Source organism: Streptomyces sp. NPDC003077 (assembly GCF_040611095.1).
Classification (GTDB): Bacteria; Actinomycetota; Actinomycetes; order Streptomycetales; family Streptomycetaceae; genus Streptomyces.
Genome location: NZ_JBEXNM010000008.1, coordinates 141,328 through 156,142, shown reverse-complemented (window position 1 = coordinate 156,142; position 14,815 = coordinate 141,328). Strand labels below are relative to the sequence as shown.

Below are 14,815 nucleotides of genomic sequence, written 5' to 3'. Positions count from 1 at the left end.
GTTCGCCCGACCCGTCCCCGTTCGCCCGACCGCCGCCTCCCTGTCCCGTGGCAGGGAGGCGGTCCCGCACCACCCGCACGCAGACCCCCGCACGTAGGCATTGAGGAGCAGCAAGTGAGCAACGGCAGCAGCGGTGACGTCCGGCTCTGGGGCGGCCGGTTCGCCGACGGACCCGCCCAGGCGCTCGCCGCACTCTCGGCGTCCGTCCACTTCGACTGGCGGCTGGCGCCGTACGACATCGCGGGCTCCCGCGCCCACGCGCGCGTCCTGCACCAGGCCGGGCTGCTGACGGCGGACGAGCTGACGCGGATGCTGGAGGGCCTGGACCTGCTGGCGGCGGACGTGGAGTCCGGCGCGTTCGTGGGCACGGTCGCGGACGAGGACGTGCACACCGCGCTGGAGCGCGGGCTGCTGGAGCGGCTCGGCGCAGAGCTGGGCGGCAAGCTGCGGGCCGGCCGGTCCCGCAACGACCAGGTCGCCACGCTGTTCCGGATGTACCTGCGCGACCACGCCCGGATCATCGGCGGGCTGCTCACCGACCTCCAGGACGCGCTGGTGGGCCTGGCCGAGGCGCACCCGGACGTGGCGATGCCGGGGCGCACCCACCTCCAGCACGCGCAGCCGGTGCTGTTCGCGCACCACGTGCTCGCCCACGTCCAGGCGCTGTCGCGGAACGCGGAGCGGCTGCGGCAGTGGGACGCGCGCACCGCCGTCTCGCCGTACGGGTCGGGCGCGCTGGCGGGCTCCTCGCTCGGGCTGGACCCGGAGGCGGTCGCCGCTGATCTCGGGTTCGAGGGCGGGAGCGCGGCCAACTCCATCGACGGGACCGCCTCGCGCGACTTCGTCGCCGAGTTCGCCTTCGTCACGGCCATGATCGGCGTGGACCTGTCGCGGATCGCCGAGGAGATCATCATCTGGAACACGAAGGAGTTCTCCTTCGTGACGCTGCACGACGCCTTCTCGACCGGCTCGTCGATCATGCCGCAGAAGAAGAACCCGGACATCGCCGAGCTGGCGCGCGGCAAGTCCGGGCGGCTGATCGGCAACCTGACGGGCCTGCTGGCCACGCTCAAGGCGCTGCCGCTGGCCTACAACCGGGACCTCCAGGAGGACAAGGAGCCGGTCTTCGACTCCTGCGACCAGCTGGAGATCCTGCTGCCCGCGTTCACCGGCATGATGGCCACCCTGACGGTCAACCGGGAGCGTATGGAGGAGCTGGCCCCGGCCGGGTTCTCGCTGGCCACCGACATCGCGGAGTGGCTGGTCAAGCGGGGTGTGCCGTTCCGGGTCGCGCACGAGGTCGCGGGGGAGTGCGTCAAGGAGTGCGAGGCGCGCGGGATCGAGCTGGAGGAGCTGACGGACGAGCAGTTCGCCGCCATCTCGGAGCACCTGACCCCGGAGGTCCGCACGGTCCTCAACGTCCCCGGCGCGCTGGCCGCGCGCAGCGGGCGCGGCGGCACTGCGCCGTCCGCGGTGGCCGTCCAGCTGGCCGAGGTGAAGGCCGACCTGGCGGTGCAGCGGGAGTGGGCGCAGGCGAAGCGGTAACCCGGGTGAAGCGGTGACTCGGGGCGGCCGGGGTTCGGCGCCGGCTGCCACGGGTGAGTGGGCGAGGGCCCTCTTCCGGTGAGGTGATCACTGGGGGAGGGCCCTCGCTGTGGTGTCCGGGCGGCGGTGACCGGTCGGCGGGTGATTGGCGAACGTTGGCGTCGGAGGGTGCGTCCGGGCGGGTGCGGGGGAGGCGAGGCGTCCAGCAGGTGGCGAACGGCGGGGGCATCGACCTGCCGTGTGAGACGCACGTAATTCGCTTGAGACAATGATGTCTCATTCGGTTAGTCTCTGTCTCATGGCTGTCGACCGAGAACAGGTACTGAAGGAGGCCGCCGCCCTGCTCACCCGTAAGGCGACCGCTTCCATGGACGAGATCGCGCGGGCGGCCGGTATCAGCCGGGCGACGCTGCACCGCCACTTTGCCGGGCGCGACGCGCTCGTACGGGCGCTGGAGGAACTCGGCATCCGGCAGTTCGAGCGGGCCATGGACGCGGCCCGGCTGGACGAGGGCGACCCGGAGGAGGCGCTGCGCCGGCTGCTCGCCGAGGCGGAGCCCGTCTTCAAGTTCCTGGCGTTCCTCTACACCGAGAACCAGCTCTTCGAGGGCGAGCAGGTCAACGAGGGCTGGGCGCGGCTGGACAGACGGATCCACGCGCTCTTCCGCCGGGGCCAGGAGGAGGGCGTCTTCCGCATCGACCTGAGCCACGTGTGGCTGACGGAGGCGCTCTACGGCCTGATCGGGGCGGGCGCCTGGGCCGTGCTCGAAGGGCGGCTGGCCCGCAGGGAGCTCACCCATTCGATCGCCGAGCTGCTGCTCGGCGGCATCCGACGGAGCATGGAGAAATGAGCGAGACGATAGGAACCGGCGCGGCCGGCGGGGCCGGCGCGTCCGTCGTGGACCGGGTGGAACCACCCCGCCCCGGGCGCTGGCTCGCGCTCGCCGTGCTGGTGCTCGCCGTCCTGCTCGTCGGGGTGGACGCCACGGTGCTCGGCCTGGCCACCCCGTTCCTGAGCGAGGACCTGAAGCCCACCGGCACCCAGTTGCTGTGGATCGGCGACGTCTACTCCTTCGTCATCGCCGGTCTGCTGGTGTCCATGGGCAGCCTCGGCGACCGGATCGGCCGGAAGAAGCTGCTGCTCAGCGGCTCGGTCGCGTTCGGCGCGCTGTCGGTGCTCGCCGCCTACGCGAGCAGCTCGGCCATGATGATCGTGGCGCGGGCGCTGCTGGGCGTGGCGGGCGCGACGCTGATGCCCTCCACCCTCGCCCTGATCCGCAACCTCTTCCACGACCCCAGGGAACGCAGCCTGGCGGTCGGCATCTGGGGCGCGATGGCCTCGGCGGGCGCGGCGGTCGGCCCGGTGCTCGGCGGATTCCTGCTGGGCCATTTCTGGTGGGGGTCGGTCTTCCTGATCAACCTGCCGGTGATGGCGGTGCTGGTGCTCGTCGGCATCAAGGTGCTGCCGGAGTCCCGCAACCCGAATCCGGGGCCGTGGGACCTGCCCAGCGTCGGGCTGTCGCTGATCGGGGTCGTCGGCGTGGTCTACGCGGTCAAGGAGGCCGCGGTGCACGGCTTCCGGTGGGACGTGGTGGCCGCCGGGCTGGTGGGCGTCCTCGCGCTGGTCGTCTTCGCCCGGCGGCAGCAGCGGCTGGCGACGCCGCTGCTGGACATGGCGCTGTTCCGCAACCGCGGGTTCTCCGGCGCGGTGCTGGCCGACCTGCTGACCATCCTGGGCCTGTCCGGGCTGGTCTTCTTCCTGTCGCAGTTCCTCCAGATGGTGCAGATGCGGTCGCCGCTGAACGCCGGCCTGACCGAGCTCCCGGCCGCGGTGGGCGCCGTCGGCGCCGGCCTGGCCGCCGGGTACGTCGCCCGCCGGCTGTCGGTGCGCGTGGTGGTGGCGGGCGGGCTGGCGATCGTCGGGCTCGCGCTGGCCTCCTGCATGGGGCTGGGGCAGGACACCAGCGTCCTGGTACTCGGCACGATCCTGTTCGCCGTGGGCATCGGCGCCGGGTTCGCGTTCACCGTCACCGCCGACGTCATCCTCTCCAGCGTCCCCAAGGAGCAGGCGGGCGCCGCCTCCGCGGTCTCGGAGACCGCCTACGAACTGGGCGCGGCGCTGGGGATCGCGCTGCTGGGCTCCGTGGTCACGGGCATCTACCGCGGCTTCGGCACGCCCCCCGGCGTACCGGAGCCGGCCGCGAACGCGGCGCGGGAGTCCCTGGGCGGCGCCGTGGACGCGGCGGGCACGCTGACGCCGGACGCCGGCGCGCGGCTGCTCCAGGCGGCCCAGGACTCCTTCGTCAGCGGTCTGGACACCGCCGCCCTGGTGGGCGCCGCGGTGCTGCTGGCGGCCTCGGCGGCGGCCTGGTTCCTGCTGCGCGGCCAGAGGCTGGAGGACAGTCCCGCCGAGCATCCGTGACCCGGACACTCCGGCGAATCCGAAAAAACGATCCCGCGGCCCGCCCGCGGAGACACTTCGACGCGACACCTGTGACCGGTGACACCCCGCGGGACCGCCCCTGACCCGGCGGTCCGGCGGGACACCCACGAGGCGCGCGGGCGCCGGGGCCGGTGAACGGACGGGACGCGCTCCCGTCCGTTCCCGCTGAGGATCGGCTCCGCGGCGCCTGGGCCCCCTACCCCCAGGAGAGCGAAGACAGTGGCATCAGGCGGCGGGATCGGCAGACGGAGCTTCTTCACGGCGGCGGGGGCGCTCGCCACCACGGCGGCGGTCGGCGGCCCCGCCTTCGCCACCGGGCACGCGCGGGACGCCGCGACCGCCCGCGAATACGTGGACGTGCAGCTCCTGAGCATCACCGACCTGCACGGATACCTCCAGGCGGCGCCCGGTGACAACGCCGTCGTCACCAGCGCCGGCCGCAGGTACACCGTCGGCGGCGTCGCCTACATGGCGGCCCACCTGAAACGGCTGCGGGCCGGGCGGGCGCACTCCTTCTTCTTCGCGCCCGGCGACCTCTTCTCCGGCTGGGAGTTCGACGCCGCCGCCTTCGCCGACGAGCCCACCATCGAGGCGCTCAACCGGATGGGCCTGGACTTCGCGTCCGCGGGCAACCACGAGTTCGACAAGTCGCCCGCCTTCCTGACCGCGCACATGGAGGACGGCGTGCCCTTCCCCGTGGCGGGCCGGGACGACTCCTTCCCGGACTCCCGGGGCCGCCGCTTCCACGGCGCCGACTTCCCCTTCTACAGCGCCAACATCGTGCGGACCGGCTCCGGCCGCCGCGTCCTGCCCGCGTACAACATCGAGTACGTCAAGACCGGCAAGGGCCGCCGGCTGCCCATCGGCTTCATCCACCTGACCGCCATCGGCACCGAGGGGTTCCCCGCCTCCTACCAGCCGGGCCTGGCCTCCAAGGAGGAGCTGGCCACCGCCAACCGGTGCGCCGCCGAGCTCAAGGCGCGCGGCGTGCGGGCGATCGTGCTGAGCATGCACGACGGGGCGGTGGCCGGCGGCGACTTCGACAGCGGCAGCAACCCCGCCGGGCCCGCCTACGACCTGGCGCTGCGGGCCTCCCCGGACATCGACGCCATCGTCACCGGCCACTGGCACTGCTCCTTCAACATGATGGTGCCGGACCCCAAGGGCGTCCCCCGGCCCTTCGTCGAGGCGGGCTGCTACGGCCAGCTCGTCAACGAGATCAACCTGCGGCTGGACCCCCGCACCGGCGCCGTCGTCCGCGAGCTGACCACGTCCGTCAACCACCCCAACACCCGCGACGTGACCCCGGACCCCGAGCTCGCCGAGACGGTCGCCTACTGGAAGGGCTACGCGGCCCGGCGCGGCCGGTCGCGCATCGGCACGCAGAGCGCCTCCTTCACCCGCGCCCGCGACGCCGCGGGGCAGAGCACCATGGGCAACCTGGCCGCCGACTGGGCCCTGTGGGCCGGGCGGCGGCACCTCGGGCCCATGAACGACGCCAACCCGCACCGCAACGTCCCCGCCGAGCTCGCCGTCGTCGCCGTCGCGCCGCGCACCGGGCAGGCCCTGATCGCCGGGGACCTGCTGTACGACGAGCCGTCCGGCGGCGTGATCACCTTCGGGCACGCCTGGAACGCCGTCGGCTACGGCGCGCCCATCGTCACGGTCACCGTCACCGGGCAGCAGATCCACGACGCGCTGGAGCAGCAGTGGTACGTCTCGGAACACGGCGGCCTGCGGTACGCGCCGCTGGCCGTCTCCCACAACGTCCGCTACCGCTTCGACGCCACCGGCCCGGCCGGCGACCGGGTGGCGCCCGCCGACGTGTGGATCAACGGCCGCCCCCTGGACCCGCGGCGCTCGTACCGGATCGCGGCGCCCTCGCACACCCTGATCGACAAGGACGGGTTCCCCGCGCTGGCCGGGGGCCGGGAGCCGGTGCGGCACACCCGGGACTTCGAGAGCTTCGTGGCCTTCGTCCGCGCCCACGGCCGCCTCACGCCCACCCCGCTGAACCGGGTCACGGTCGCGAACGCCGCCGCCCCGCGGGCCGTCGTCGGGAAGGTCACCGTCCCACCCGTGCCGCGGCACCGGGACGGCAGCCCGCTGCCGCGCGGCGAGGCGGCGGTGCGGGCCGCCGCGGGGCGCGAGGGGCCGGACGGGTTCGTCATTCCGTGCTGAGGGCGGACGAGACCGGGCCCGGACGGCGAGGACGAAGCGGGGCCCCGCGCTGAGGGCGGACGAGACCGGGTGCGGACGGCGACAACGAAGCGGGGCCCCGCCCGCATGGCGCGAGCAGGGCCCCTCGTCCGTGTCCCCCGTTGCGTGCGGCCTGGTCAGGCGGCCTTCGCCTTGGTGGCGTACATGTCGACGTACTCCTGGCCGGACAGGTCCATGACGTGGCTCATGACCTCGTCGGTGACGGCGCGCAGGACGTAGCGGTCCCGGTCCATGCCGTCGTAGCGGGCGAAGTCCAGCGGCTCGCCGAAGCGGATGGTCACCGGGGCCACGCGGGGCATGCCCTTGCCGCCCGGCTGCACCTTGTCGGTGCCGATCATGGCGAACGGGACGACCGGCGCGCCGGTCATCAGGGCGAGCCGGGCGATGCCGGTGCGCCCGCGGTACAGGCGGCCGTCGGGGGAGCGGGTGCCCTCCGGGTAGATGCCGAAGGCCTTGCCCTCCTCCAGGATGCGGCGGCCCGTCATGAGGGCGGCGACGCCGCCGTGACCGCCGTCGCGGTCCACCGGGACCATGCCGGAGGTGCGGAAGAACCAGGCCATCAGCCGGCCCTTGAGGCCCTTGCCGGTGACGTACTCGTCCTTGCCGATGTAGACGACGTGCCGCTTGACCACCAGCGTCAGGAACAGCGAGTCGATGAACGTGACGTGGTTGCCGGCCAGGATCACCGGTCCGCTCTCCGGGATGCGCTCCAGTCCCTCCACCTTTGGGCGGAACAGGACACGCATGACGAATCCGAGAATCGCCTTGAGCAGAATGCGGGACAAAGGGTCCTCCGGTCGTGGGTGATCAGCACGCAGGTGCGGGAAAGTGTGTTCGCCACGGACGCGCAGCTGAGGACGATACTCGCGGGTCACCGGCGATCGCACATCGGGTTCACAGGCTCGATACGCAGAGTTGACGTGTGTTTCCTCCACGTTCCGTGGCACGTCCCCGGTGCGAAAGATGTACGTGCCTACGATCTGCCACGTCCCCATTGACAGGTGCCGGACAGTTTTCGGACGGTTCTCCGAAGCCGTACGACGCCACCCCGGCGTCCGGCACCAGGAGCGAGGAGCGCGGTATGAACGCAGGTCAGCGGCCAGGTCGACGGATGGTGTTGGGAGCGGCGGCGCTCGGCGCGAGCGCGGCGGTGCTCGGCGCGGCCGGGCCGGCGGGCGCCGCCCCCGCCCGGAGCCGTGAGCATGGTCACAGCGGGCGCGACGGGCTGCCCGTCCCGCTGATCGTCGGCCACCGCGGGGCCAGCGGCTACCGGCCCGAGCACACCCTCGGCTCCTACCAGCTCGCGCTGGACATGGGCGCGGACGTCATCGAGCAGGACCTCGTCCCCACCAAGGACGGGCACCTGGTCTGCCGGCACGAGAACGACATCACCGCCACCACCGACGTCGCCGACCACCCCGAGTTCGCCGGCCGCAAGACCACCAAGACCGTCGACGGCGACAAGCTGACCGGCTGGTTCACCGAGGACTTCACGCTCGCCGAGCTGAAGACCCTGCGGGCCAAGGAGCGAATCCCCGGCACCCGCCAGCACAACACCCTCTACGACGGCCACTGGGCGATACCCACCTTCGAAGAGGTCCTCCAGTGGGCCGAGCGCGAGGGCCGCCGGCGCGGGCGCCGTATCTGGCTGCACATCGAGACCAAGCACCCCTCCTACTTCCGCTCCCTGGGGCTCGGCCTCGAAGAGCGGCTGGCCCGGCTGCTGCGCGCGTACGGCCGGCACCGGAAGAACGCGCCGAACTTCCTGCAGTCCTTCGAGCCGGGCAGCATCCGGCGGCTGGGACGGCTGGTGGACTGCCCCAAGGTCGTCCTGCTGGGCGGGCTGAAGGACCGGCCCTGGGACTTCACCGAGGCGGGCGACCGGCGGACCGTCGCCGACCTGGTGAGCCCGCGCGGCCTGGCCTGGATCGCGGACTTCGCCGAGGGCATCGGCCCGGACCTGAGCGTGATCATCCCGCGGGACAAGGACGGCAGGCTCGGCAAGCCCACCTCGGTCGTCCGGGACGCGCACGCCGCCGGGCTGGTGCTGCACCCGTACACGGGCCGCAACGAGAACACGTTCCTGCCGGTGGACTTCCGCCGCGGCACCGACCCGGCCGCCTACGGCGACGCGCTCGGCTACTACCGGGCGTGCCTGGCGACCGGCATCGACGGGCTGTTCTCCGACAACCCGGACACCGCGCTGCTGGCGGCCGAGGAGTTCCGGCGCCGCTAGATCGCTTCCCGTACGGGCCCGGGCCGCGCGGCCCGGGCCCGTCGGCCGTCGTCACGGGCCGTGCTTCCCCGTACGTCCGCACTCATGTGAGTTGGGAAAGTCACAGAAGAGCTTGCGGCTGGTCCGTTCCCGTCACCGGGGGTGCCCGCGAGAATGCTCACGGCGGAGGTTGCCGCCCCGCACCACGGGGATAAGGAACGTCAGCCGTGACGGGGTCATCCACCCATGCCTCCGTCACTCAGGGCAATCAGTCCGGACGCGACCCTCGACCCACACGCGTCCCGGGCACACCGAACCGACAGGGGAGGCCAGCGCGCATGGGCATGAGCGTGACGATCTCGGCGGCGACCGACAAGGACGCCGAGCAGATACTCAAACTCCAATACCTCTGCTACCAGTCGGAGGCGGCGCTGTACGACGACTACAGCCTCGAACCGCTCGTCCAGACCCTCGACGACCTGCGCGCCGAACTGAGCGACGGCTGCGTGGTCGTGGCCCGGCTCGGCGAGGAGGTCGTCGGGTCCGTCCGCGGCACCGTCGACGCGGAGGGCACGGCGCTCATCGACAAGCTCATCGTGCACCCCCGGATGCAGCGGCACGGCCTGGGCGGGCGGCTGCTGGCCGCCGTCGAGGAGCGGCTGACCACCGAGCGGTCCGCCCGGCGCTTCCGGCTGGCCTCCGGCCACCGCAGCGAGCACAACCTGCGGCTGTACCGCAGCCACGGGTACGCCGAGGTCGGCACCGAGCAGGTCAGCCGCCGGCTCAGCCTGGTCACGCTGGAGAAGGACATCGCGGAGCAGGCGTACGTGGCCGGGGTGTAGCGCCCCCGTACACGGGTGAAGCACGGACAAAGGGCAGACGGCGCACCGGAAAGCAAGTAAGGACAAAGGACAACAGCTCGCCGGAAAAAGCACGGACACAGCGCAGACAAAGGGGCGGGCGGTCCTCCATGGACCGCCCGCCCCTCACGCGTGCACCGACCGGTTCAGGCCCGCCGGGCGCTCCGCAGCCACAGGAGCCCGGTCACCGGCAGGATGATCGGGATGAAGAGGTAGCCCATGCCGAAGTCGGACCAGACCGTGGCGTCGGCGAACGCGGCCGGCTCCACGAGCGTCCACGTGCCCACGCCCAGCACCCCGACCAGCTCCAGCGCGCAGCACACCAGCGCTGCCCGGCGGGCGCCCTCGCCGCCGCGCACCAGCGAGAAGGTGATGAAGCCGTAGACGACCGCGGAGACCGCCGACAGGACGTACGCCAGCGGGGCCCGGTCGAACTGGGCGATGATCTGGAACGCGGCGCGCGAGGCGGCGGCGACGGTGAAGACGCCGTACAGGGTCAGCAGCAGCCGCCCGGGCCCGGTGCCGAGCGAGCGCCGGGCGGGGGGCTGGTCCGCGGGCACGGCCGCGGCCTTCTTCGTCGTCGGTTCAGCCATGGCCGCCTCCCCAGATGTCGTACAGCCGCACTTCCAGGACGGCCAGCACCACGGCGCCCGCCGCGACGGTGACCGAGCCCCACCGCGTCCGCTCCGACAGCGACATGAAGCCGGTGGCGGGGACGCACGCGACCGCGCCGATCAGGTAGGCGAGGAAGACCGCGGTGCTCTCGTCGGGCGACCGGCCGCCCGCCAACTGCACCAGACCGATCACCAGTTGCGCCAGGGCCAGGACGGACACCACGGCCATGCCGATGAAGTGCCAGTCCTTGGTCGGCTCGTCGCGGTACGCGGCGAAGCCGCACCAGGCCGCCAGCAGGAGGGCGGTCACGCCGACCGCGACCGTCAGGGCGTCGATCACCGGGACCTCCGCGCGGTGCGCCGGCGCGCAGTGGGGTTGTGGGGCATGAGACGACTCTAATCGGCCCGTACCGGCCGATTGCGCGCGACCCCGTGTCCCGCGCCCTCCCGCGCGTACGGCGGCCCGCTACCCTCGCCTCCGCCGTGGCGTTGGCCACAGCGCGCCCGGCCGCCCGGCCTCCGGCCCGTTCCGCCCGGCGGGCAGGGAGCGCGGCATCCGCCCAGGCCGGACGGGCAACCGGCAAGATCGACCGCCCTTCGGGGCGCGTTCCGGTGGAACGTCCGACAAACGGTCGGGTATGTCCGACATGCGGACGGGGTTGATCGGCTCGGGCACCTGTCTGGTTTACTTGCGAACATGACCACGACGAGCAGCCGCACCCCCGCGACCGAGGCGCACATGACGCCCGGTGCTCGTCGCATGTGTCGAATGTGTGACCGCTGAGGGCCCCCGCCTGGAGCCTCGCGCCCCGAAGCGAGACCGCGCCGCCAGGAGCCGTGTTGCCGCACCGATTACGACGGAACCGCCACGGCCCGGCAGCCCCGCGTCACCGGAACCCGAAGCCGGGCCCCGCGCCCCCCGGGTCGTCCCATGCCGCACTCCGCTAAGAATGCCCCGTGTCCGGTGGGAGAGCCGCCGGACACTCGACCGTGACGGAATTTGCTGTGATCACCACAACGGGCCTGACCAAGGTCTACCGTTCAGGGGACCGTGAAGTCACCGCCCTGGACGGCGTCGATCTGCACGTCCGCGAGGGGGAGGTGTACGGCGTCATCGGACAGAGCGGCGCCGGAAAGTCCACCCTCATCCGCTGCGTGAACCTCCTGGAACGCCCCACCTCCGGCACCGTGACGGTGGCCGGCCAGGACCTCACCGCGCTCGCGGGACGGGGACAGCGCGCCAACGCCGCGCTGCGCGCCGCCCGCAGCCACATCGGCATGGTCTTCCAGCACTTCAACCTGCTGTCCTCGCGCACCGTGCAGGACAACGTCGAACTGCCGCTGGAGATCCTGAAGGTCGGCCGCCGCGAGCGGTCCCGCAAGGCACTGGAACTGCTGGACCTCGTCGGGCTCGCCGACAAGGCCGGGTCCTACCCCGGGCAGCTCTCCGGCGGTCAGAAGCAGCGGGTGGGCATCGCCCGCGCGCTGGCCGGCGACCCGAAGGTGCTGCTCTCCGACGAGGCCACCAGCGCGCTCGACCCGGAGACCACCCGCTCCATCCTCACCCTGCTGCGCGACCTCAACCGCCAGCTCGGCCTCACCGTCATGCTGATCACGCACGAGATGGACGTCGTCAAGACGATCTGCGACTCCGCCGCGCTGATGAAGGGCGGCCGGGTCGTCGAACAGGGCACCGTCGCCGAACTCCTCGCCACGCCCGGCTCCGAGCTGGCCCGGGAGCTGTTCCCGGTCGGCGGCGAGGCCTCCGCGCCGGACCGCACGGTCGTGGACGTCACCTTCCACGGCGAGGCCGCGACCCGCCCGGTGATCTCCGAGCTGTCCCGTACCTACAACGTCGACATCTCGATCCTCGGCGCCGCCATGGACACCGTGGGCGGCAGGCAGATCGGCCGGATGCGCATCGAGCTGCCCGGCCGGTTCGAGGAGAACGTCGTCCCGATCGGCTTCCTGCGCGAGCAGGGGCTCCAGGTGGAGATCGTGGGAGGCGCGGACGGCGCCGCCGCGGCCGACGCCACGTCCGCGCTCCGGAAGGAAGGTGCCCGGTGACCTGGTCCGAGATGCAGCCCCTGCTGTACACGAACACCCTCGACACCCTCTTCATGGTGGGCTGGGCGACCTTCTACGCGGTCCTGCTGGGCATCCCGCTCGGCGTGCTGCTCAACCTCACCGACCGCGGCGGGCTGCTCCAGAACGTCGTGGTGAACAAGGTCGTGGGCGCCGTGGTGAACGTCGTCCGCTCCTTCCCGTTCCTGATCCTGATGGTCGTCCTGATCCCGTTCACGCGGATGCTGGTCGGCGTCTCCATCGGCCCCACGGGCGCCGTGGTGCCGCTGGCGATCGGCGCCATCCCCTTCTTCGCCCGCCTGGTGGAGGCGGCGCTGCGGGAGGTGGACCGCGGGCTGGTCGAGGCCGCGCAGGCGATGGGCGGCGGCACCTGGACGGTGATCTTCAAGGTGCTGCTGCCGCAGGCGCTGCCCGCGCTGGTCGCCGCCGTCACCACCACCGTGATCACGGTCATCGGCTACTCGGCCATCGCCGGCGCGGTCGGCGGCAAGGGCCTGGGCGACCTGGCCTACACCTACGGCTACCAGCGGTACGAGACCGGGCTGATGGCCGTCACCGTCGTCCTGCTCATCCTCCTGGTCACCCTCGTCCAGCTCATCGGCGACCTGATCGTGCGGCGGCTGGCCGGCCGCGGCACCCGGGCCCCCTCGACGCTGCGGGTCGGCCTGCGGCGCGCCCCCAAGAAGGAGGCCGAGGCCCTGACCGAGGCCGCCTGACCCCGGGCGGACCCGGCCCCGGCGGGGCCGCGACCGCCCGGACCCCGAAAAGCACCACGAGCCCGGACCCTTTGCCGGGCGCATCACTGAACAGTGATCAATCGTGCGAACAAGAAAGGCACTCTTCGTGCGTACCCTCAGCAAGATCTCCGTGGCCGTCGCCGCCGCCGTCGCCGTGTCCCTCGGCGCGTCCGCGTGCAGCGCCCCCTCCGACGTGTCCGCCGGCGACAAGAAGGACGACAAGAACGCCCCGCTCGCCGTCGCGGCCAGCCCCGTCCCGCACGCCGTCATCCTCGACTACATCAAGAAGGAACTGGCGCCCAAGGAAGGGCTCAAGCTGGACGTGAGGACGTTCGGCGACTACACCCAGCCCAACCGCGTCACCGAGGACGGCGAGGTCGACGCCAACTTCTTCCAGCACAAGCCCTTCCTGGACCAGTACAACAAGGAGCACGGCTCGCACATCGTGCCGGTGGTCAACGTCGCCATCGAGCCGCTGGGCCTGTACTCGAAGAAGATCGGCAAGCTCTCCGAGCTGAAGTCCGGCGACACGGTCTCCGTCCCCAACGACGCCTCCAACGAGGGCCGCGCCCTCAAGCTGCTCGCCGACAACGGCGTGATCACGCTCAAGGACGGCGTGGGCTCCGCCGCCACGCTCTCCGACGTCAAGGACGCCAAGGGCATCAAGCTCACCGAGCTGGAGGCGGCCCAGATCGCCCCGCGCCTCGACGACGTGGCCGCCGCGGTCGTCAACGGCAATTTCGCCATCAACGCCAAGCTCAAGCCCTCCAAGGACGCCCTCGCCCTGGAGAAGGCGGAGGGCAACCCGTACGCCAACTTCCTCGCCGTCAAGAAGGGCAACGAGAACGACCCGCGGGTCAAGAAGCTGGCGAAGTTGCTCAACTCCGACGAGGTCAAGAAGTTCATTCAGGACAAGTACGGCGACGGGTCGGTCATCCCGGCCTTCGGTCCGGTCAAGAGCTGACGCAGAGCCGACGGAGAGCCGACGACCGGGGAGCGGCGCCCGCTCGGGGTCCCGTTCCCGCCCGGTTTCCCGGCCGTCCGGTAGCTCGGCATACGCACGGCGTTCCGTTCGCACGGACGGCACGGCACGGCCCCGGCCGCGGATCCCCCGCGGCCGGGGCCGCCGCGTACCTGGCGCGTATGTGTCGGTCCCCGTCCGGAACCACACGCCCCATCCGCCCCCCGGCCATGCGCGTGGCACACCCGTGGGCGGATGCTGCATGCTTGTGCACTCAAGACGGTCAAGACAGACCGGAACTTCCCGCATTATTCCGGAACTTCCCGGATTACTACGGTCGACGGCGTTGGGACAGCGGCATGACATCCACCTTTCCGGACATCTCCATCAGCACGGACCGGTTGGTGCTGCGCCCGTTCGACGAGACGGACGTCCCCGCGCTGGCCGACATGATGAACGACGAGCTCATCACGGCCTGGACCACCGCCCCGCACCCCTACACCACCGCCGATGCCCTGGAGTGGGCCACGGGCAAGGCCGCCGCGGTGCGTTCCCAGGGGCGCGGCATCGTCTTCGCCGTCAACGAGTTCCTCACCCAGCGGCTCGTCGGCAGCGTCCACGTCGACCGCACCGACTGGCGGGTGCGCAGCGCCGAGGTCGGGTGCGTCACCGCCCCGTGGGCCCGCGGCGAGGGGTACGCTTCCGAGTCGCTGTTCGCGGTCGCCCAGTGGCTCTTCCACGACCAGGAGTTCGAACGCCTGGAACTGCGCACCGCCGCCGGCAACACCGCCGCCCAGCAGGTGGCCCAGAAGGTCGGCTGCGTCAGCGAGGGGGTGCTGCGCAACGCCTGGATAGCGCGCAGCCGCACCGAGGACGGCCACTGGACCGACATCCGCACCGACCTGATCGTGTGGAGCCTGCTGCCGGAGGACCTGGACGGAGGGCCGGAGCGGATGGTCGACGCCAACGGGTTCGCCTATCCGGAATGGCGCTGAAGCACCGCCCGCCCCGCCGTGGTCTGGACCTCTCGGGGTAACCTCGGTCCCGGCCCGCCGCACGTCCGGACCGGAGCCGTCCCGCGTCCGCACCCCCGGACCGGGGCCGCCCGCCGCGCCCGGACGCCCGGAGCGGAACCG

At 72.0% G+C, this 14,815-nt stretch carries 13 protein-coding genes; 10 read left to right on the top strand and 3 right to left on the bottom strand.

What is annotated here, in order from left to right; genetic code table 11:
• The first annotated feature begins 114 nt into the window (after window positions 1-114).
• From argH to ABZX96_RS08475, 4 genes are all read left to right on the top strand, one after another.
• Window positions 115-1,545, top strand: coding sequence for an argininosuccinate lyase (gene argH / locus ABZX96_RS08490; protein WP_355539953.1), 1,431 nt, complete (start codon window positions 115-117; stop codon window positions 1,543-1,545).
• Window positions 1,546-1,843: 298 nt separating this feature from the next.
• Window positions 1,844-2,395: a TetR/AcrR family transcriptional regulator gene (locus tag ABZX96_RS08485; protein WP_355539950.1), complete on the top strand. Its 552-nt coding sequence runs from the start codon at window positions 1,844-1,846 to the stop codon at window positions 2,393-2,395.
• Entirely contained in the window at window positions 2,392-3,966 is a 1,575-nt protein-coding gene (locus tag ABZX96_RS08480; protein WP_355539947.1) for an MFS transporter, read from the top strand. Before ABZX96_RS08485 ends, ABZX96_RS08480 begins: the two co-directional genes overlap by 4 nt.
• A gap of 240 nt (window positions 3,967-4,206) precedes the next feature.
• Entirely contained in the window at window positions 4,207-6,168 is a 1,962-nt protein-coding gene (locus tag ABZX96_RS08475) for a bifunctional metallophosphatase/5'-nucleotidase (RefSeq protein WP_355539944.1), read from the top strand.
• 155 nt (window positions 6,169-6,323) lie between these two features.
• Here ABZX96_RS08475 and ABZX96_RS08470 read toward each other — a convergent pair whose 3' ends face one another.
• Window positions 6,324-6,992 (bottom strand): lysophospholipid acyltransferase family protein, encoded by a 669-nt coding sequence (locus tag ABZX96_RS08470; protein ID WP_355539941.1) that lies wholly within the window; start codon window positions 6,990-6,992, stop codon window positions 6,324-6,326.
• Window positions 6,993-7,288: 296 nt separating this feature from the next.
• Here ABZX96_RS08470 and ABZX96_RS08465 point away from each other — a divergent pair, with 296 nt between their 5' ends.
• Entirely contained in the window at window positions 7,289-8,443 is a 1,155-nt protein-coding gene (locus ABZX96_RS08465) for a glycerophosphodiester phosphodiesterase (RefSeq protein ID WP_355539938.1), read from the top strand.
• A 317-nt stretch (window positions 8,444-8,760) separates the two neighbouring features.
• Window positions 8,761-9,264 carry a GNAT family N-acetyltransferase gene (locus ABZX96_RS08460; RefSeq protein ID WP_355539935.1) on the top strand — a complete coding sequence of 168 codons (504 nt, stop codon included), beginning with the start codon at window positions 8,761-8,763 and terminating at the stop codon, window positions 9,262-9,264.
• 164 nt (window positions 9,265-9,428) lie between these two features.
• Here the strand turns inward: ABZX96_RS08460 and ABZX96_RS08455 are convergent, their stop codons facing one another.
• Together ABZX96_RS08455 and ABZX96_RS08450 are read right to left on the bottom strand one after the other, a co-directional pair.
• Window positions 9,429-9,875, bottom strand: a complete 447-nt coding sequence (locus ABZX96_RS08455) for a hypothetical protein (protein ID WP_355539932.1) — start codon at window positions 9,873-9,875, stop codon at window positions 9,429-9,431.
• Window positions 9,868-10,236 (bottom strand): hypothetical protein, encoded by a 369-nt coding sequence (locus tag ABZX96_RS08450; RefSeq protein ID WP_355539929.1) that lies wholly within the window; start codon window positions 10,234-10,236, stop codon window positions 9,868-9,870. The genes ABZX96_RS08455 and ABZX96_RS08450 overlap by 8 nt, the downstream gene beginning before the upstream one ends.
• A 665-nt stretch (window positions 10,237-10,901) precedes the next feature.
• Between ABZX96_RS08450 and ABZX96_RS08445 the strand changes: the two genes are divergently transcribed.
• The 4 genes from ABZX96_RS08445 (at window position 10,902) to ABZX96_RS08430 (ending at window position 14,674) form a co-directional block, all read left to right on the top strand.
• Window positions 10,902-11,963 (top strand): ATP-binding cassette domain-containing protein, encoded by a 1,062-nt coding sequence (locus ABZX96_RS08445; protein ID WP_355539926.1) that lies wholly within the window; start codon window positions 10,902-10,904, stop codon window positions 11,961-11,963.
• Window positions 11,960-12,697, top strand: a complete 738-nt coding sequence (locus ABZX96_RS08440) for a methionine ABC transporter permease (RefSeq protein WP_355539923.1) — start codon at window positions 11,960-11,962, stop codon at window positions 12,695-12,697. The genes ABZX96_RS08445 and ABZX96_RS08440 overlap by 4 nt, the downstream gene beginning before the upstream one ends.
• Before the next feature lie 127 nt (window positions 12,698-12,824).
• Window positions 12,825-13,682, top strand: a complete 858-nt coding sequence (locus ABZX96_RS08435) for a MetQ/NlpA family ABC transporter substrate-binding protein (RefSeq protein WP_355539921.1) — start codon at window positions 12,825-12,827, stop codon at window positions 13,680-13,682.
• 356 nt (window positions 13,683-14,038) lie between these two features.
• A complete protein-coding gene (locus tag ABZX96_RS08430) occupies window positions 14,039-14,674 on the top strand; it encodes a GNAT family N-acetyltransferase (protein ID WP_355539918.1) in 636 nt (211 codons plus the stop codon).
• Window positions 14,675-14,815 lie beyond the last annotated feature (141 nt).

What these genes read in the sequence shown, in the direction of transcription:
- ABZX96_RS08485 (WP_355539950.1), top strand. Translation starts at nt 1,844, where the DNA reads ATGGCTGTCGACCGAGAACAGGTACTGAAGGAGGCCGCCGCCCTGCTC.
- ABZX96_RS08480 (WP_355539947.1), top strand. Translation starts at nt 2,392, where the DNA reads ATGAGCGAGACGATAGGAACCGGCGCGGCCGGCGGGGCCGGCGCGTCC.
- ABZX96_RS08465 (WP_355539938.1), top strand. Translation starts at nt 7,289, where the DNA reads ATGAACGCAGGTCAGCGGCCAGGTCGACGGATGGTGTTGGGAGCGGCG.
- ABZX96_RS08460 (WP_355539935.1), top strand. Translation starts at nt 8,761, where the DNA reads ATGGGCATGAGCGTGACGATCTCGGCGGCGACCGACAAGGACGCCGAG.
- ABZX96_RS08455 (WP_355539932.1), bottom strand. Translation starts at nt 9,875, where the DNA reads ATGGCTGAACCGACGACGAAGAAGGCCGCGGCCGTGCCCGCGGACCAG.
- ABZX96_RS08430 (WP_355539918.1), top strand. Translation starts at nt 14,039, where the DNA reads ATGACATCCACCTTTCCGGACATCTCCATCAGCACGGACCGGTTGGTG.